The sequence below is a fragment of the Caulobacter sp. 73W genome (genome assembly GCF_041021955.1).
In the GTDB taxonomy this organism is placed as follows: Bacteria; Pseudomonadota; Alphaproteobacteria; order Caulobacterales; family Caulobacteraceae; genus Caulobacter.
Genome location: NZ_CP158375.1, coordinates 2,756,960 through 2,774,214, shown reverse-complemented (window position 1 = coordinate 2,774,214; position 17,255 = coordinate 2,756,960). Strand labels below are relative to the sequence as shown.

Sequence of the window (17,255 nt, the reverse complement as noted above, 5' to 3'; positions counted from 1 at the left end):
CAGTATATGTGTGGTCCAATACCCGCCCGGCCGAAAGGCCGGGCGCCGTCATTTCTGGAGGGTCTCATGGCCGACCAAATCCTGATGCCGAAGGCGACCGCCGTCTGGCTCGTGGACAACACTTCGCTGACCTTCGAGCAGATCGCCGACTTCTGCGGCCTGCACCCGCTGGAAGTTCGCGGCATCGCCGACGGCGAAGTGGCGCGCGACATCCGCGGCGCCGACCCGATCGCCAACGGCCAGCTGTCGCGTGAAGAGCTCGACAAGGCCCAGGCCAGCGACAAGTACCGCATGAAGGCCCTGGTGAGCCGTCACGCCGAGCTGCTGAAGCCGACGAAGAAGGCCCCGCGCTACACCCCGGTGTCGCGCCGCCAGGACCGTCCGGACGCCATCGCCTGGTTTGTGCGCAACCACCCGGAAGTGACCGACGCCCAGATCGCCAAGATCCTCGGCACCACCAAGGCCACGATCGAGCAGGTCCGCAACCGCACCCACTGGAACGCGGCCAACATCAAGCCGGTCGATCCGGTGACCCTGGGCCTGGTCGGCCAGCTGGAGCTGGACGCCCTGGTCAAGAAGGCCGCCGAGAAGAAGGCCAAGGACGACGCCAAGCGCGGCATCACCGATCCGGACGGCGCGACCCTGCGCCCGGCCGGCGAGGTCGAGGCTCCCGAGCCGGAACCGGAAGTCGAGGAAGTCGACTACCGTCGCGGCAGCGGCCTGTCGGCCGAGGACGTGTTCGGCAAGTCGACGCCCGTCGCGGACGAAGACGAAGACTAGACCCCGAAATGAACTTCGCCCCCGCCTTCAAGAGGCGGGGGCGAAGCGACGGGCTCGTCAGTGGGCTCGAGACTTAAGAGTCTCTATCTCTTCCTTAAGTCGGAGTTTCTGCCGCTTTAAGGCCCTGAGGCGAACCTCGTCGAATACCGGGCGGCGCATCTCGTCCTCGATCGTGCGGTCCAGCGTCTGATGTCGGACGCCCAATTCGCGGATACGGGATTCGATGGCCATGGCTCTCGGCTCCTAAATTTGCTGTGACGAAGACAGTGAACACCCGCTTTGCGGGGCTGTCAGATCACATATGGTTGCAGGCATGAGTCCGAAGGGTGACGGAACCATGACGACGGAGGGGCGCATGCGGCTCGTGGTCGGTATTTCCGGCGCATCTGGCGTGGTCTATGGCCTGCGCGCCCTGGACGCCTGTCGCGAGATGGGCGTCGAAAGCCACCTGATCCTGTCCAAGTCCGCGGTCCTGACCCTGAGCCAGGAAACCGGCCTGTCGCCGGCGGACGTCAACGCCCGGGCCGACGTGGTCCACCGGGTGTCGGATATCGGCGCCTCGATCGCCTCGGGCTCCTTCCAGACGCTGGGCATGATCATCGCCCCCTGCTCGGTGCGGACCATGAGCGAGATCGCCACGGGCGTGACCTCGTCCCTGCTGACCCGCGCCGCCGACGTGACCCTCAAGGAGCGCCGCAACCTGGTGCTGATGGTGCGCGAGACCCCGCTGCACCTGGGCCACCTGCGGACCCTGACCAAACTGGCCGAGATGGGCGCGGTGATCGCCCCGCCCCTGCCCGCCTTCTACGCCAAGCCGAAGACCATCGAGGAGATGGTCGACCAGTCGGTGGGCCGGGCGCTGGATCTGTTCGGCGTGTCCTGGGAGCCAGTGAAACGCTGGGGCGAGGACCTGTCGCCGGTGATCGGGAGCGGCGAGGCATGAGCCTGTGGACCTGGGCGCTGTCGGTCTATGAGCGTGCGGGCGTGAGCGAGGCCTGCGTCGAGCTGCAGGACGAGCACGGCCAGAGCGTGCCCTATCTGCTGTTCGCCGCCTGGGCCGCCCAGGAAGGCCGCCGGGTCGAGGCGATCCGCGCCGTGGCGGCCGCCCGCGCCTGGGAGGCCGAGGTGGTCGCCCCGCTGCGGGCTGCCCGCCGCCGCCTGAAGACCGAGATGCCCGGCACGCCCGACGCCTCGCGCCTGGCCCTGCGCGAGCAGGTCAAGGGCGTGGAGTTCGGAGCCGAGCGCCTGCTGATGGAAAGCCTGCAGGCCATGGCCGGCGAGCCGGGACCGGAGCGGCCGATGGGCGAGGCCCTGATCGCCGCCTCCATGGCGTTCGGCGGCGCGCCCGAGGCGAAAATGACCCGCCTCGCCACGCTGTTGTCTTGAGGCGTCTTTAACGAGGCGCGTGCTTTGATGTTGAACCGACGGCTGCCTGTAGGGGGGCGCACATGAACGATGACGAACCGCTTCTCGACAGCGTGGTGCTGGAGAAACTGGCCGAGCTGCGCCAGGAGCACGCCGACCTCGACTCCTCGATCGACGCCATCGAGGCCCAGCCCCTGCCCAACCAGCTGCTGATCGCGCGCCTGAAGAAGCGCAAGCTGGCCCTGCGGGACCAGATCACGCATCTGGAAGGCCTGCTGACCCCCGACATCATCGCTTGATCCGTATGGTTGCCGCCGCGCAAGCGGCGCCTATACTCCGCGCCCTTCCGGGGCCCCGTTTCCAATGGCCCCAAAGGGGATCGAAGACGCCATGAGCGCCGCAAAGCCGCCCGTCGCCATCATCATGGGCAGCCGCTCGGACTGGCCCACCATGAAGTGGGCCGCCGACAACCTGGACGCGCTGGGCGTGGCCTATGAGGCCAAGGTCGTCTCCGCACACCGCACGCCGGACCGCCTGTTCGCCTTCGCCAAGGGGGCCAAGGCCGCTGGATTCAAGGTGATCATCGCCGGAGCCGGCGGCGCGGCGCACCTGCCGGGCATGGCAGCCTCGATGACCGACCTGCCGGTGCTGGGCGTGCCGGTGGAGTCCAAGCTGCAGAACGGCCTGGATTCCCTGCTGTCCATCGTCCAGATGCCAGGCGGCGTGCCGGTCGGCACCCTGGCCGTGGGCGTGGCGGGCGCCAAGAACGCCGGCATCCTGGCGGCGCAGATCCTGGCCCTGTCGGACGAGGCCCTGGCCGGCCGTCTTTCCGCCTTCCGCGCGGCGCAGACTGACAGCGTGGCCGAGACGGTCGAGGACTGATCCAAGTGACGACTTTCCCCCTCCCCCCCGGTTCGACCATCGGCATCCTCGGGGGCGGACAGCTGGGCCGCATGCTGGCCCAGGCGGCGGCGCGGCTGGGTTTCGACGTCGCCATCCTGACCCCGGACGAGGATTCCCCGGCCTCGCGCGTCGCGGCCCACACCATCGTCGCCCCGTATGACGACCCCGCCGCGCTGAAGGCGCTGGCCGCCGTCGCCCAGGTGGTGACAACCGAGTTCGAGAATGTCCCCGCCGAGGTGCTGCGCCTGCTGGCCGAGGCCGGCCTGCCCGTGGCCCCCTCCGCCGCCGCCCTGGCCGCGGCCCAGGACCGGGTGACTGAGAAGAGCTTCCTGAACGGCGTGGGCGTGGGCACCGTGCCCTTCGCCGCCGCCGAGACCCCCGACGACGTGAAGGCCGCCGCCGCCGAGCTGGGCGCGCCGGTCCTGCTGAAGACCCGCCGCGACGGCTATGACGGCAAGGGCCAAGCCTGGGTCGAGCACGCCACCGACCACGCCGCCGCCGAAGCCTTCGCCGCCATCGGCGGCAAGCCCGCCATCGTCGAGGGCCGCGCCGACTTCGTGCGCGAGCTGTCGGTGATCGCCGCCCGCGGCCGCGACGGCGAGATCGCCGTCTATCCCCTGGCCGAGAACCACCACGAGAACGGCGTCCTGCGCCGCACCTCGGCCCCGGCCCAGGTCTCGCCCAAGCTGCGCGAGCAGGCCGAGCGCATCGCCGCCCAGATCCTGTCGGGCCTGGACTATGTGGGCGTGATGGGGGTCGAGCTGTTCGAGCTGAAGGACGGCCGGCTGCTGGTCAACGAGATCGCGCCCCGCGTCCACAACACCGGCCACTGGACCCAGGACGGCTGCGAGGTCGACCAGTTCGAGCAGCACATCCGCGCCGTCGCCGGCTGGCCGCTGGGGCCCACCCACGCCCTGGCGCATGTTGAGATGATCAACCTGCTGGGCGACGAGGTCCTGGCCTGGGCCAAGCTGGCCGCCGAGCCCGAGACCCGCGTCCACCTCTACGGCAAGCGCGAGGTGAAGGCGGGCCGCAAGATGGGCCACGTGAACCGGCTGCGGGCGCTCTGAAGCTTGGTGCATCCTTCGAGACGGCCTTCGGCCTCCTCAGGATGACGGATTCAGTAGATCACAAACCTCGTCATGCTGAGGAGCGCGCAGCGCGTCTCCAAGCACGCAGGGCTTAGGCCGCCCCGTACCTTAACCGACCCAGCGCGGCCGCCACTTCGCGGGCCAGCTCCGACGGCTTCAGCTTGGTGGTCGCCTTCCACTTCTCGAAAGCCATGACGTTGTCGATGCGCGCGTCCAGCGCCGTCAGGGCGGCGTCGCGGCCGTTGGTCAGGTCGAGCGCCAGGGTCGAGATCAGGATTCCCGAGACGATGGCCCGCTTGGAATAGTGGTTCTCGTCCGTGGCGATGTCGCCGGCCCAGCGCCAGATGGAATCGGCGCTTTCCCAGACCAGTTTCAGGGCCAGGGGGAAGTTGGTCGGAAAGGCTAGGAAGCCGGCCCAGCGGCGGACCGCCTCGCGATCGGCGGCGGCGGCGTCCAGACGGGCGACGACGCCGGAGCGGATGCGCTCGCGAATCTTCAGGGTCGCGCCGTCGGGCAGGGCCGCCAGCGCCAGGGAATCGTGCCGGCGCGACAGCAGGGCGGCCAGATCGCGCGCGCCATGCGGCAGCAAAAGCCCCGCCTCGGCGGCGGAAAGGCCGATCTCGCGGGCGGCGGCGGGGACGAGCGGACCGCTCCAGCCCAGGCGGGGAGCCAGGGCCAGGGCCGCGTCCAGAAGGCGTTGCTCGGCCTGTGAGGCCCAGTCGGTGGCGTTGGCGTCACGATCAGTCATGGGCGCATGATACATCGCGCCGAAACAGCCGTCGCGCATGGACAAGCAGGTAGGGTTCTGCTATTTCGCCCGCCTCACGTCGGCCGGGCCCGTCTTGCCGACCCCAATCATTATTCTTCGCGCGCCCGTATCAGGGGGCCGACCAACCGACCGGAGAGAGTCCCCTGGTTCAGATTTTTGTCCGCGACAACAACGTCGATCAGGCCCTCAAGGCTCTGAAGAAGAAAATGCAGCGCGAAGGCTCGTTCCGCGAGATGAAGCGCCACGTGCACTACGAAAAGCCGTCGGAAAAACGCGCTCGCCAAAAGGCTGAAGCCGTCCGTCGCGCTCGCAAGCTGGCCCGCAAGCGCGCCCAGCGCGAAGGCCTGATCGCCGCGCCGAAGAAGCCCTCGCGCTAAATCTTCGGCGGGCCGATCGGCTCGCTAGACATCGAAAAGGCCGCGCACTCTCCGGTGCGCGGCCTTTTTGGCGTTTGGGGGCTTTCTTCTCCTCCCCTGTAACGAAGCGTACAAGGGAGGTGGATCGGCGAAGCCGAGACGGAGGGGGCGTCCGCGCGCTCCGAGCCCAGTCTCGCCCCCCTCCACCACTTCGTGGTCCCCCTCCCCCGCTTCGCAGGGGAGGAGAAGGGCTCACCCCTTAGCGTTCTCGATCACGAACTTCACCGCCGTGACGATCTCGTGGGCGTAGGTGCGGCCAAGCAGGGTGTTGTGGCCGGCGCCGTCCACGTGGCGGACATAGCCGTGCTCGGAGCGGTCCGCGGGGCCGGCCTGGGACTTCTTGCGCTCGGCGCGTTCGGGCGTGGCGCCGCCGGCGGTCACCACCGCCACGGGCCAGTCCTTTGGGAAGGGCGGGGCCTCCATGGACTGCATCACCAGGGGCCGCCAGCCGGCGATCTCGCGGGCGGCGGCGCGGTTGTGGCCGGCGTTGGCGAAGGCCCAGCGCTTTTCGGCCGAAGCCTCGGGCGGCAGTCCGATCTTGTCGGCCAGGCGCGTGCCCTTCAGCGGCTTGTAGAGGCCCAGGGCGGCCCCGCGGGCGGCCCAGCGGGACATGACGGTGAAGCGCTTGGCGAAGCGGCTGTTGCGCTCCAGCATCGCGTTGTCGACCTTGGGCGGCGGGGGAGAGGCGTCGACGAACACCACGCCCCTCACCTGCTCCGGCCGGGCGCCGGCGAACTGAGGCATGCGCAGGCCGGCCATCGAGTGGCCGACGAGGACGAAGGGCCCCTTCTCGCCGGCGGCGTCGAGCAGCTTCTCCAGATCGGCCAGGGCGGAGCCCCCGGTGAGCGGCGACGGGTTTGGATCGGAAAAGCCCATGCCCGCGCGGTCATAGGCGCAGGAGCGGATGCCCTCGGCGGTCAGGGCTTCCTGCACCGCGCCCCAGTCGGCGGCGAAGCCGAAGGCGCCGGCCTCCAGCAGGACGGTGGGCGAGGCCGTGGACGGGCCTTCGCAGACGAGGCGCATCTTGCGCCCGCCCACGTCATAGAACTTGCCGCGCGGCTGCGGCGCGGCGATCGACATGGCGCCGCCAAGGGCGATCCAGGCGACGAAGGCGAGAACGAGACAGGAGACGGCGCGAACGGTGAAGCTGAGCATGTCGCCTAGATAAGCAGGCTTACGGCTTTGGCGAATTACAAACGCGCAACGCGGCGAAGATCATTCCGCCAGACGGATCACCCCGCGCGGCCGCTCACCCGTCGCCGCCGCTTTCTTGCGCACCTCGCCCTTGCGGACATGGGCCGGCCACTTGGACACGGTGGCCATGCGCACCTTGCGCGAGACGCGGGCGGCGGCGGTCAGGGGCAGGTCTTCGGCCGTGGCGAACTGCTTGCCCATGAAGAAGGTCGGATTGACCGGCTCGCCGTCATTGCGGATCTCGAAATGCAGGTGCGAGCCGGTGGAGCGGCCCGACGAGCCCACATGGCCGATGACCTGGCCGGCCTCGATCGCCGCGCCCTTGCGGATGCCCTTCGCCTTGCGGCCCAGGTGGGCGTAGAGCGACGACAGGCCGTCCTTGTGCGCCACCTCGATGAAGCGGCCATAGGCGGCGTCCTCGCCCGAGCGCAGGACCGTGCCTGGCAGGGTGGCCAGGACCGGCGCGCCGCCGGGGGCGGCGATATCGACGCCCTTGTGCAGGCGGCCGGCCTCTTCCCACGGCATCTGGCGCATGCCGAAGGGCGAGTTGACCTGCTGGCCCGGCAGGGGCGTGACGAAGCTGTAGGCGGGCGGCGGCGGAGGCGCGGGCTCGACCTTGGCGACCGAGACGGGCGCCGGCTCGGGCCGGGAGATGAAGGACAGGTCCGCATCCGGGCGCGCGGCGCCGATGGCGGTCAGGGCGAACACGCCCCACAGGGCGCAGGAGCCCAGGATGGCGGCGAGGCCCATGTACGGGACCCGTCCGTCAATGACGTCGGTGGACAATTCTTAGACCTCGTCTGGATGTCGCGCTTTTCTATGCGGCCCGCCGAGATCAGACGGCCGCGCGACGACGTTCTTCGATGATGAGGTCGAAGAGTTAGTTAGGATTATTGACCGGAATAGGGCTCAGCTTGGCTGTAGGAGCTGAGACTTAGACCCCACACAACTCACAGCGTTTCCTCAAGACCTAAATCCGCCTCCCTCGCCCTTGTGGCGAGGGTCCTGCATGGGCTTGCATTGAGCATGATCGTCCAGCGCCGCGTCGGCGGATGCAGTGACCCTGGGCACAAGGCCCAGGGAGGCGGCGGGAAGGTGTGTGCGTCCTTCGAGACGCCGCTTTGCGGCTCCTCAGGATGACGATGTCAGCAAACCACGATCGTCATCCTGAGGAGCGGCCGAAGGGCCGCGTCTCGAAGGACGCAAAACCTCAAAGCCCCTTCACGATGCCTTCGACCATCTTCTTGGCGTCGGCGAAGAGCATCATGGTGTTGTCGCGGAAGAACAGCTCGTTCTCGACGCCGGCATAGCCGGACGCCATGCCGCGTTTGACGAACAGGACCGTGCGGGCCTTTTCCACGTCCAGGATCGGCATGCCGAAGATGGCGCTGGTGGGGTCGGTCTTGGCGGCCGGGTTGGTGACGTCGTTGGCCCCGATGACAAAGGCCACGTCTGCCGTGGAGAACTCGCTGTTGATGTCCTCCAGTTCGAACACCTCGTCGTAAGGCACGTTGGCCTCGGCCAGCAGGACGTTCATGTGGCCGGGCATGCGGCCGGCGACGGGGTGGATGGCGTATTTCACCTCGACCCCCTCTTCCTTCAGCTTGTCGGCCATCTCGCGCAGGGCGTGCTGGGCCTGGGACACGGCCATGCCGTAGCCCGGGACGATGATGACCTTGGAGGCGTTCTTCATGATGAAGGCCGCGTCGTCGGCGGAGCCCTGCTTGACGGGGCGGGTCTCGACCTTGCCGCCCGCGTCAGCGGCCGCCGCGTCGGCGCCGAAGCCGCCCAGGATCACCGAGACGAAGCTGCGGTTCATGCCCTTGCACATTATGTAGGACAGGATCGCGCCCGAAGAGCCGACCAGGGCCCCGGTGATGATCAGGGTGGTGTTCTCGAGGGTGAAGCCCAGGGCCGCCGCCGCCCAGCCGGAATAGCTGTTCAGCATCGACACCACGACGGGCATGTCGGCGCCGCCAATGGGAATGATCAGGGTGACGCCGATCAGCAGGCTGAGGGCGAAGATGCCCCAGAAGGCCCACTTGGCCTGGCCGCCGGTGGCGACCAGCACCACGATCAGGGCGACGATGCCGGCGGCGATGGCGATGTTCAGCAGGTGACGGGCCGGCAGCAGGATCGGCGCGCCGCCCATGTTGCCGTTCAGCTTGGCGAAGGCGATGACCGAGCCGGTGAAGGTGATGGCGCCGATGGCCAGGCCCAGGGACAGCTCGATCAGGCTGTTGACGTGGATGTGCCCGTCGGCCCCGACGATGCCGTAGGCGGCAGGGGTGTAGATGGCGGCCACGGCGACCAGGCAGGCGGCCATGCCGACCAGGCTATGGAAGGCGGCGACCAGCTGCGGCATGGAGGTCATCGGCACCTTGCGGGCGATGACGGCGCCGACGCCGCCGCCGACGGCGACGCCGGCCACGATCAGGCCGATGGTGATGGGATCGAGCGCGCCCTGGCTCCACAGGGTGGCCATGACGGTGAACACGGCGATGGCCATGCCGACCATGCCGTAGGTGTTGCCCTTGCGGCTGGTCTCGGGGCTGGAAAGCCCGCGCAGGGCCAGGATGAACAGCACCCCCGAGACGAGGTACAGGATGGCGGCGAGATTGGCGTTCATGTGATGTCCCCCGGGTCCCGCTCTACTTCTGCTTCTTCTTGTACATGGCCAGCATCCGCTGGGTGACGAGGAAGCCCCCGAAGATGTTCACGGCGGCGAAGGCGGCGGCGATGGCGCCGGCCCCCTTTGAAATCCAGACGTTCGTCGCGGTCTCGGCGTCCTGCGCCGCCGCGCCGTGGGCGGCGGCGGCCAGCAGGGCGCCGACGATGATCACGGACGAGATGGCGTTGGTCACCGCCATCAGCGGCGTGTGCAGAGCGGGCGTGACGCTCCACACCACGTAGTAGCCAACGAAGATGGCGAGCACGAAGATCGCCAAGCGGAAGATGGTGGGGTCGACGGCTTCCATATCGGGCCTCCCAGTTGTTCGGTGCGCGGCTCGGCCGCGATCAGCTCTTGAGAGCCGGATGGACGACGGCGCCGCTCTGGCAGACCACGGCGGCCTTGAGGATCTCGTCCTCGAAGTCCGGGGCGTAGGCGCCTTCCTTGTTCAGCAACAGGGCCGACAGGGAGACCAAGTTGCGCGAATAGAGCGCGCTGGCGTCGGCGGCGATGCGGCCGGGCAGGTTGGCGATGCCGACGATCTTCGCGCCATTGGCGGTCTCGACGATTTCGTTCAGCTTGGCGCCCTCGACGTTGCCGCCTTGCTCGATGGCCAGGTCGATCAGCACCGAGCCCGGACGCATGGAGGCGACCTGGGCAGCGGTGACGAGACGCGGCGCGGGGCGGCCCGGGATCAGGGCCGTGGTGATGACGATGTCCTGCTTGGCGATGTGGCCGGAAACCAGCTCGGCCTGCTTGGCCTGGTATTCCTTGGACATCTCCTTGGCGTAGCCGCCGGCGGTCTGGGCGTTCTTGAACTCCTCGTCCTCGACCGCCAGGAACTTGGCGCCCAAGGACTCCACCTGCTCCTTGGTGGCGGGACGAACGTCGGTGGCGGTGACCACCGCGCCGAGGCGACGGGCCGTGGCGATTGCCTGCAGGCCGGCGACGCCGACGCCCATGATGAACACCTTGGCCGCGGCGACGGTGCCGGCGGCGGTCATCATCATCGGCAGGGCCTTGCCGTAGACGTGGGCCCCTTCGATCACGGCGCGATAGCCGGCGAGGTTGGCCTGGGACGACAGGGCGTCCATCACCTGGGCCCGCGTGATACGCGGGATGAACTCCATGGCCAGGGCGGTGCAGCCCTTCTTGGCCAGGGCGTCCAGGGTGGCCTTGTCCTGATGCGGATTGAGCAGGGCCGCGACCAGGGCGCCGGACTTCAGCGCCGCGATCTCTTCGGCCTCGGGGCCTCGGACCTTGAACAGGATGTCGGCGTCGGCGACGGCGACCTTGGCGGTCTTGGCCAGCTTGGCGCCGGCGGCGGCGTAGTCGCCGTCGGGAATCGCGGCCGAGAGGCCCGCGCCCTCTTCCACCGTGACGGCGAAACCGGCGGCGATAAGCTTCTTGACGCTCTCGGGTGTGGCGGCGACGCGGGTCTCGCCCGCACGACGTTCCTTGGTGACCGCAATGACGGCCATGCAGCGCCTCCCCCTCAACGGACTGCCCTATGGTTGCAGCCCGTTTAGGGGAGAAACTTGCCCTTTGTCGAGCCGATCACGCCAGCTCGCGCAAAATTATTCTCGAACAGCCGTTAGCGTTGCTGGGGCTTTTCCTTGAGGAAGAAAAAGCCAGCCACCGCGACCACAACCGCGGCGATCAGGCCGGCCATGAAGCCGGCGCTGGTGCAGAACCACAGAACCAGGGCGGTGAGGGCCGCCGACAGGGCCAGCGAGCCCCACTTGGTCATCTGGTTGAAGGCGTGGAAGGTCGACGCCTGTTCCTGGATATCCATCTCACCGCGGTGATAGTCGGCCATGTCGCGCCCTTGCGTGGAAACTAAGTTGGGTCGGCAGATACAACGCCGCGCCGCCCGGCTCAAGCTCAGGTCTGCGCGGCTTTTCGCGGCCATCCGGCCAGAAGGCCGCGCAGGGCGCCGACGAAGGCCAACGGCTGGTCCAGCATCACGTGGTGATGCGCCTGGGGCAGCTCGATCATCGGCGTGCCCGGCGGAACCAGGGTATGCATATAGGCCAGCACCTCCGCGTCGATCAGGGCGGAGTTCTGGCCCCACATGAAGGCGGTCGGACACCTGGGCCGGCCGGGGCGCTCGTTGAAGCTGAAGTGCCTCCACAGGTTCGGGTCGAACTTCCAGGTCAGGCCGCCCTCGACCTCGCGCACCGAGCGGCGGGCGATGAAGTCAACGATGTAGAGGTTCTCGCACGGCTGCGGCGGCGCCAGGCGGAAGCGGGCCAGGGCGTCGTTCAGGGTCGCATAGATGCGGTTGGGGCCGTTGCGGGACGGCGGCCCCTTCCACTCGCGGCTGGGCGGACGGATCGGGGAGTCGACGCTGACCGCCGCGCGCAGGCGGTCGCCGCCCTTGGCCGCCGCCAGCATGGTCGGATAGGAGCCGAAGGAGTGGCCCACGAACACCGGCTTGCCGCCGTCGGCGTAGAGACCGGCGGCCTCGGCGGCGGCGAAGGCCTCGCGCACGAACTGGTCGCCGTCATACTTCTCGCGCCAGCCGGACCCGCCCATGCCGGACCAGGAAATGGCCGCCACCCGCCAGTCGTCGGCGAAGAACGGGGCGATGAAGCTCCACCAGTCGGCGTGGGCGCCGTTGCCGTGCAGGAACATCAGGCCGGGCTTGCCGACCTCGCCCCAGGTCAGCAGCTCGATGGGCGCGCCGTCGACCTCGATGGTGGATCGCTCCGGCTCGCGGGCGACGGCCGCGTCGAACCATTCGGGGGCGGCGGGCTTGTCGCCGGCGAAGGCGGCCAGGGGCGTGCCGATCTCGGGCGGCAGGGGGGCGTCGTCAGCCATTCTTGAACGCCTTCTCGCCGGGGCGCGGGTCGCGCGCGCCCAGCGACTTGAACACGCCGGAGCCGGTCATCAGGGTGCGGTCGCCGCACCAGATGCGGCCGCGCACGGTGAACAGGCCCTCGACCTCCGAGACCAGTTCGCTCTCGCCTTCGACCCAGTCGCCCAGCTGGGCGCCGGAGAGGAAGTCGCAGGTCAGGCGCACGGTCACCCAGCGGCTGGACCGCTCGATGGAGATGATCCGCCCCCAGGCCATGTCGGCGAAGCTCATCAGCATGCCGCCGTGGCAATTGCCCAGGCCGTTGGTGTGGTGCTGCTCCACGCGGAAGGCCAGCAGGGAGCGCTCGCCGCTCCGCTCGAACAGCGGACCGATCTGCACGCCGAAGCCGCGCGACCAGTTGAGCTGGCGATAGCCTTCCGGGATCACGGCCGCCTGGGCCTCTGTCAGGTCATCGGACATCCGATGATTCTAACAAGCGTTTGAGGTCGGAGGAAAGGGCGTAGGTTGGCGTGCGATCTTCTCCTGCCCCGCTTGCGGGGGAGGGGGACAATGCGACGTATGGTGGAGGGGCGCTCTGCTGACGTTCAGACGAGCGCCCCCTCCGTACGCTTCGCTACGGGGCAGGAGAAACGAGGTCAGCCCACCAGATCGTCGAACTCGTCGACCAGCTTTTCCAGTTGCGAACAGCCCGCGGCCCAGAAGGCTTTCTGGCGCGGATCTAGGCCGAAGGGGGCCAGGGCCTCGACGTAGGTCCTGGTCCCGCCGGCGGCGAGCAGGTCTTCGTACAGCGGCGCGAAGGCGGCGGGGTTCTCCGCCCGCTTTGCCATCAGGCCGCGCACCAGCAGGTCCCCGAACGCGTAGGCGTAAACGTAGAACGGCGCGTGGGCGAAGTGGCTGACATAGGCCCAGTAGTGCTCGTAACCGGGGTTCAGCTTCACGGCCGGACCGAGGCTCTCGGCCATCACCTCCAGCCACAGCTCGGCGATCTGGTCGGGGGCCAGCTCACCCTCCTGGCGGGCGTCGTGGAAACGGGTCTCGAAGCGGTGGAAGGCGATCTGGCGGATAACGGTGTTGAGCCCGTCCTCGATCTTGCCCGCCAGCAGCGCCATGCGGTCGGCCTTGGACGCCTCGGCCAGCAGGCGCTCGAACACCAGGCCCTCGCCGAAGATGGAAGCGGTCTCGGCCAGGGTCAGGGGCGTGTCGGCCAGCAGGGTGCCCAGCGGAGAGCACAGGGTCTGGTGGACGGCGTGACCCAGCTCGTGGGCCAGGGTCAGGACGTCCCGCCGCTCGCCCATGTAGTTCATGAAGACATAGGGGTGGCGGTTGGCCGAGACCGGGTGCGAATAGGCGCCCGACTGCTTGCCCGGACGCGGGGCGGCGTCGATCCACGGCTGGGTGAAGAAGGTGCGGGCCACGTCGGCGAACTTGGGCGCCAGGTCCTGGAAGCTTTCCAGCACCAGGCCCTTGGCCTCGTCCCAGCCGTACTGGCGGGGCGCGGCGGCGTCGAGGGGGGCGTTGCGGTCCCAGTAGTCCAGAGTCTTGCGGCCCATGGCCCGGGCCTTCAGCGCGTAATAGCGGTGGCTGATCGAGGGATAGGATTCGACCACCGCCGCCTCGAGCGCCGCCACCGACTCGGCGTCGACCTCGTTGGCCAGGTGGCGCGACTGGGCGGGCGTGGCGTAGCGGCGCCAGCGGTCCTCGACCTGCTTTTCGAAGGCCAGGGTGTTGAGCACCAGGGCCTGGGTGGAGGCGCGCTCCTCAAGGGCCTTGGCCAGGCCGTTGGCGGCCGCCTTGCGGTTGGCGGCGGACGGGTCGGTGAGGCGGTTCAGCGCCTCGGGCAGGGTCAGACTCTCGCGGCCGACCTTGGCGGTCAGGCGGGCCAGGGTCTCGTCCCACAGACGGGTCCAGTTTCCGACGGCGGGCGCGCGGTCGATCAGCAGGTGCTCCAGCTCGGCCGACAGCTCGTGCGGGCGCGACAGGCGCAGGCGGCGCAGCCACGGCGTCCACTTGGCGGCGGCGGGATGGGCCTTGAGCGCGGCGTCGAGCTCGGCGTCCTCCAGTTCGTTCAGCTCCAGGGTGAAGAACAGGCTCTCGGCGCCGATGCCGGCGGCCTTGGCACGGACGTCGCCCTCGAACTTGGCCCAGCCGGCGTCGTCGCGGGCGGTGGAGGCGGCCAGCGAGGCGTAGGCCCCGACGCCCCACAGGGCGTTGGTGGCGTCCTCGTAATAGCCCAGCCCCTCGTCGATCAGGGCGCCGAGCTTGGCCGGCTCGGCGCGGGCGGCGACGAACTGGCCCTTGAGCGCCACCAGCTTGCCGTTGGCGACGGAGGCGGCGGCGAGATCCGCCTCGATCCGCGGATCGTCACGCCCGACGTACAGGTCGTCGAGGCGCCATTGCGGGATGTCGGTCTTGGGCGTGCGGATGGGAGCGTTCATGGGTCGTCTCGGAGGAAGTCAGGGAGCGAATATAGGAAGGCGGGGGCGGATGCGAAGTTGCGTGCTTCGAGACGCGCTAGCGCGCTCCTCAGCATGACGAGCTTTGTTGTGCTCTGAATTCGTCATCCTGAGGAGGCCGAAGGCCGTCTCGAAGGACGCACTAGAACCCCTTGCGCTTCATCCAGCTCAGCACCGCGTCCGGCCAGGCCGCGACGGGTTTGCCGTGGACGGCGCGGAGGCCGAAGCCGTGGCCGCCTTCCTCGTAGATGTGCATCTCGGCGGGGACCTTGGCGGCCTTGAGGGCGGCGAAGACCTGGAGACTGTTCTCGACCGGAACCGAGGCGTCGTCGGCGGCGTGGATGAAGATCACCGGCGGGGCGTCGGGGCGGACTTCCTTCTCCAGGGAGTACTTGGCGATCATCCGCGAGGTCTGCTCCGCCCCCAGCAACTGCTGGCGCGAGCCCGCATGGACGAAGGGCTCGGCCATGGTGGCGACCGGGTACATGAGGATCGAGAAGTCCGGCCGGGCCGACAGCTGGTCGGCGGCGTCGACCGCCTTGTAGACCGCCTCGTCGAAACGGAAGGTCAGGGAGCCGGCCGCGTGGCCGCCGGCGGAGAAGCCGATGACGCCAACCTTCTTCGGATCGAGGCCGTCCTTCATCGCGCGCTGGCGCACCAGGCGCAGGGCGCGCTGCATGTCCTGGATCACCACGTCGGGGCCCGCGCCCCAGTGGTCGCCCGGCAGGCGGTAGGTCATGACATAGACGGTGACCCCGGCGGCGGCGAAACGCTCGGCCGTCTCGTAGCCTTCCTTGTCCATGACCACGCGAATGTAACCACCGCCCGGCGCCATCAGCAGGGAGGTCCCGTTCGGCGTCTTCGGCTTGAAGACCACCATGTCGGGGCGTTCGACCTGCTCGATATAGCGGTCGCGGATGACCGAGACGTCCTGGCTGCGCTCGACGATCCTGGCCTTGGCGGTCGCGCCGACCGAGCCGGGCGGCAGGCCCGGCCACAGGGCGATTTTTTCGAACGACGGATCGGCGAGCGGATCGACCGGGGCGGCCATGGCGGCTCCTGAAAAGAGAACGGCGGCAAGGCCGAAGAACAACGTCCGAATCTTCGAGATCATGGTTTCCAAGTTCCCACCAACAGTCAGGCTCGTTAACCCGCGACTCAGGTCTCCGAAACCACGCCTTTACCCGTCACCTGTATCAATACGAACCACAACGAGCTTCTTCCCCCGCGCAATCGGGCAGGGAGAAGCCGATACAGGTAGGTGTCTTCAAGATGACCAAGACGGTTCTCGTCGTCGACGACGATCCGACTCAGCGTCGGCTCATTCAGGCGGTTCTCGAACGCGAGGGCTTCGCCGTCGCGCACGCCGAAAACGGCGATGAGGCGCTCGGTCACCTGATCGGCGGCAAGAGCGCCGACGTGGTGCTGCTGGATCTCGTCATGCCGGGCATGACGGGCCAGGACACCCTGGTGCAGATCCGCCAGCGCGGCTTTGTCCAGCCGGTGATCGTGCTGACCGCCACGGGCGGCGTCGACACCGTGGTCAAGGCCATGCAGGCCGGCGCCACCGACTTCTTCATCAAACCGGCGTCCCCCGAGCGGATCATCGTTTCGATCCGCAACGCCCTGTCCATCGGCGCCCTGAAGGGCGAGGTGGACAGACTTTCCAAGCGGGCCAGCAACCGCACCACCTTCGACGACCTGATCGGCGACGGTCCGGCCATGACCCTGGTCAAGCGCATGGGCGCGCGGGCCGCCAAGTCGGCGATCCCGATCCTGGTCACCGGCGAAAGCGGCGTCGGCAAGGAGCTGATCGCCCGCGCCGTGCATGGCGGGTCCGACCGGGCCGGCAAGCCGTTCGTGGCGGTGAACTGCGGCGCGATCCCCGAGAACCTCGTGGAATCGATCCTGTTCGGCCACGAAAAGGGTAGCTTCACCGGCGCCACGGCCCAGCATTCGGGCAAGTTCAAGGAAGCCGACGGCGGCACCCTGTTCCTGGACGAGGTTGGCGAACTGCCGCTGGACATGCAGGTCAAGCTGCTGCGCGCCCTGCAGGAAGGCGAGATCGACCCCATCGGCGCCAAGCGGTCAGTGAAGGTGGACGTGCGCATCGTCTCGGCCACCAACCGCGACCTGGCCACGGCCGTGGCCGAGGGCCGGTTCCGCGAGGACCTGTTCTACCGCCTGAACGTGTTCCCAATGGAGGCCCCGTCCCTGCGCGAGCGCCGCGAGGACATCCCCGCCCTGATCGACGCCTTCGTGCGCCGCTTCAACGTGGAAGAAGGCAAGAGCGTCATCGGCTGCGCGCCGGAGGCCCTGGCCTGCCTGGCGAGCTTCGACTGGCCCGGCAACGTGCGCCAGCTGGAGAACACCGTGTACCGCGCCATCGTGCTGTCGGACGCGCCGTACCTGCAGCTGCACGACTTCCCCGCCATTTCGGGCGTCTCGGTTCCCCCGCCGGAAGCCGCCCCCGCCCAGGTCCCGTCGATCCTGGCCGAAGCCATCGCCTCGGCCCCGGTCGGCGAGCAGCCGGTGCGGATCCTGGACGGCCGCGGTCACCTGCGGACCCTGGAAGAGATCGAGCGCGACCTGATCCAGCACGCCATCGAGGTCTATGCCGGCCACATGAGCGAGGTGGCCCGCCGCCTCGGCATCGGTCGCTCGACCCTGTACCGCAAGGTGCGCGAGCAGGGCCTGGAAGAACTCGTGAAGGCGTCGTGAGCATGACCATCCGCCGCCCCGTTCCGCGTCCGATGTTCGACGCCGAGCTGGACATCCCGCGCCCGCCCATG

Annotated in this window: 20 protein-coding genes; 8 read left to right on the top strand and 12 right to left on the bottom strand. The window is 68.6% G+C overall.

Translation table 11 applies throughout. The features are described 5' to 3' along the window. Positions 1–66: 66 nt before the first annotated feature. Entirely contained in the window at positions 67–780 is a 714-nt protein-coding gene (locus ABOZ73_RS13035) for a DUF1013 domain-containing protein (protein WP_369058563.1), read from the top strand. Positions 781–837: 57 nt separating this feature from the next. On the opposite strand, the gene ABOZ73_RS13030 is transcribed toward ABOZ73_RS13035, so the two are convergent. Next, a complete protein-coding gene (locus tag ABOZ73_RS13030) occupies positions 838–1,011 on the bottom strand; it encodes a YdcH family protein (RefSeq protein WP_369058562.1) in 174 nt (57 codons plus the stop codon). A 106-nt stretch (positions 1,012–1,117) separates the two neighbouring features. Here ABOZ73_RS13030 and ABOZ73_RS13025 point away from each other — a divergent pair, with 106 nt between their 5' ends. From ABOZ73_RS13025 to ABOZ73_RS13005, 5 genes are all read left to right on the top strand, one after another. After that, complete coding sequence (locus ABOZ73_RS13025) at positions 1,118–1,723, top strand: UbiX family flavin prenyltransferase (RefSeq protein ID WP_369058561.1); 606 nt, start codon at positions 1,118–1,120, stop codon at positions 1,721–1,723. Then, positions 1,720–2,166 (top strand): TIGR02444 family protein, encoded by a 447-nt coding sequence (locus ABOZ73_RS13020; protein WP_369058560.1) that lies wholly within the window; start codon positions 1,720–1,722, stop codon positions 2,164–2,166. Before ABOZ73_RS13025 ends, ABOZ73_RS13020 begins: the two co-directional genes overlap by 4 nt. Before the next feature lie 62 nt (positions 2,167–2,228). Continuing rightward, positions 2,229–2,444, top strand: coding sequence for a YdcH family protein (locus tag ABOZ73_RS13015; RefSeq protein WP_369058559.1), 216 nt, complete (start codon positions 2,229–2,231; stop codon positions 2,442–2,444). A 91-nt stretch (positions 2,445–2,535) separates the two neighbouring features. Next, positions 2,536–3,027: a 5-(carboxyamino)imidazole ribonucleotide mutase gene (gene purE / locus ABOZ73_RS13010; RefSeq protein WP_277785993.1), complete on the top strand. Its 492-nt coding sequence runs from the start codon at positions 2,536–2,538 to the stop codon at positions 3,025–3,027. 5 nt (positions 3,028–3,032) lie between these two features. Further along, positions 3,033–4,118: a 5-(carboxyamino)imidazole ribonucleotide synthase gene (locus ABOZ73_RS13005; RefSeq protein WP_369058558.1), complete on the top strand. Its 1,086-nt coding sequence runs from the start codon at positions 3,033–3,035 to the stop codon at positions 4,116–4,118. Positions 4,119–4,230: 112 nt separating this feature from the next. On the opposite strand, the gene ABOZ73_RS13000 is transcribed toward ABOZ73_RS13005, so the two are convergent. Further along, a complete protein-coding gene (locus ABOZ73_RS13000; RefSeq protein ID WP_369058557.1) occupies positions 4,231–4,887 on the bottom strand; it encodes a COQ9 family protein in 657 nt (218 codons plus the stop codon). A 164-nt stretch (positions 4,888–5,051) separates the two neighbouring features. On the opposite strand from ABOZ73_RS13000, the gene rpsU reads away from it, so the two are divergent. Further along, positions 5,052–5,285: a 30S ribosomal protein S21 gene (gene rpsU / locus ABOZ73_RS12995; RefSeq protein WP_111275467.1), complete on the top strand. Its 234-nt coding sequence runs from the start codon at positions 5,052–5,054 to the stop codon at positions 5,283–5,285. A 231-nt stretch (positions 5,286–5,516) separates the two neighbouring features. Here rpsU and ABOZ73_RS12990 read toward each other — a convergent pair whose 3' ends face one another. The 10 genes from ABOZ73_RS12990 to ABOZ73_RS12945 all read right to left on the bottom strand — a co-directional run bounded on the left by ABOZ73_RS12990 (position 5,517) and on the right by ABOZ73_RS12945 (position 15,577). Next, positions 5,517–6,479 (bottom strand): alpha/beta fold hydrolase, encoded by a 963-nt coding sequence (locus ABOZ73_RS12990; RefSeq protein ID WP_369058556.1) that lies wholly within the window; start codon positions 6,477–6,479, stop codon positions 5,517–5,519. Between the two features lie 60 nt (positions 6,480–6,539). Further along, positions 6,540–7,304 carry a M23 family metallopeptidase gene (locus ABOZ73_RS12985; protein WP_369058555.1) on the bottom strand — a complete coding sequence of 255 codons (765 nt, stop codon included), beginning with the start codon at positions 7,302–7,304 and terminating at the stop codon, positions 6,540–6,542. A 424-nt stretch (positions 7,305–7,728) separates the two neighbouring features. After that, positions 7,729–9,147 carry an NAD(P)(+) transhydrogenase (Re/Si-specific) subunit beta gene (locus ABOZ73_RS12980; protein ID WP_369058553.1) on the bottom strand — a complete coding sequence of 473 codons (1,419 nt, stop codon included), beginning with the start codon at positions 9,145–9,147 and terminating at the stop codon, positions 7,729–7,731. Between the two features lie 22 nt (positions 9,148–9,169). Further along, positions 9,170–9,496: a proton-translocating transhydrogenase family protein gene (locus ABOZ73_RS12975; RefSeq protein WP_369058552.1), complete on the bottom strand. Its 327-nt coding sequence runs from the start codon at positions 9,494–9,496 to the stop codon at positions 9,170–9,172. Between the two features lie 40 nt (positions 9,497–9,536). After that, the gene (locus ABOZ73_RS12970) at positions 9,537–10,670 is read right to left on the bottom strand and encodes a Re/Si-specific NAD(P)(+) transhydrogenase subunit alpha (protein ID WP_369058551.1); all 1,134 of its coding nucleotides are present in this window, start codon (positions 10,668–10,670) and stop codon (positions 9,537–9,539) included. A 113-nt stretch (positions 10,671–10,783) separates the two neighbouring features. Next, positions 10,784–11,008 (bottom strand): aa3-type cytochrome c oxidase subunit IV, encoded by a 225-nt coding sequence (locus ABOZ73_RS12965; protein WP_369058550.1) that lies wholly within the window; start codon positions 11,006–11,008, stop codon positions 10,784–10,786. A gap of 65 nt (positions 11,009–11,073) precedes the next feature. Next, positions 11,074–12,012 (bottom strand): alpha/beta fold hydrolase, encoded by a 939-nt coding sequence (locus ABOZ73_RS12960; RefSeq protein WP_369058549.1) that lies wholly within the window; start codon positions 12,010–12,012, stop codon positions 11,074–11,076. Next, on the bottom strand, positions 12,005–12,469 hold the full coding sequence (locus ABOZ73_RS12955) for a PaaI family thioesterase (RefSeq protein WP_369058548.1): 465 nt from the start codon (positions 12,467–12,469) through the stop codon (positions 12,005–12,007). The genes ABOZ73_RS12960 and ABOZ73_RS12955 overlap by 8 nt, the downstream gene beginning before the upstream one ends. Before the next feature lie 176 nt (positions 12,470–12,645). Further along, a complete protein-coding gene (locus ABOZ73_RS12950) occupies positions 12,646–14,445 on the bottom strand; it encodes a M3 family oligoendopeptidase (RefSeq protein WP_369058547.1) in 1,800 nt (599 codons plus the stop codon). A gap of 160 nt (positions 14,446–14,605) precedes the next feature. Beyond that, positions 14,606–15,577 (bottom strand): alpha/beta hydrolase, encoded by a 972-nt coding sequence (locus tag ABOZ73_RS12945; protein ID WP_369058546.1) that lies wholly within the window; start codon positions 15,575–15,577, stop codon positions 14,606–14,608. A gap of 158 nt (positions 15,578–15,735) precedes the next feature. Here ABOZ73_RS12945 and ABOZ73_RS12940 point away from each other — a divergent pair, with 158 nt between their 5' ends. Beyond that, entirely contained in the window at positions 15,736–17,184 is a 1,449-nt protein-coding gene (locus ABOZ73_RS12940; protein ID WP_369058545.1) for a sigma-54-dependent transcriptional regulator, read from the top strand. The last annotated feature ends 71 nt before the right edge of the window (positions 17,185–17,255 follow it).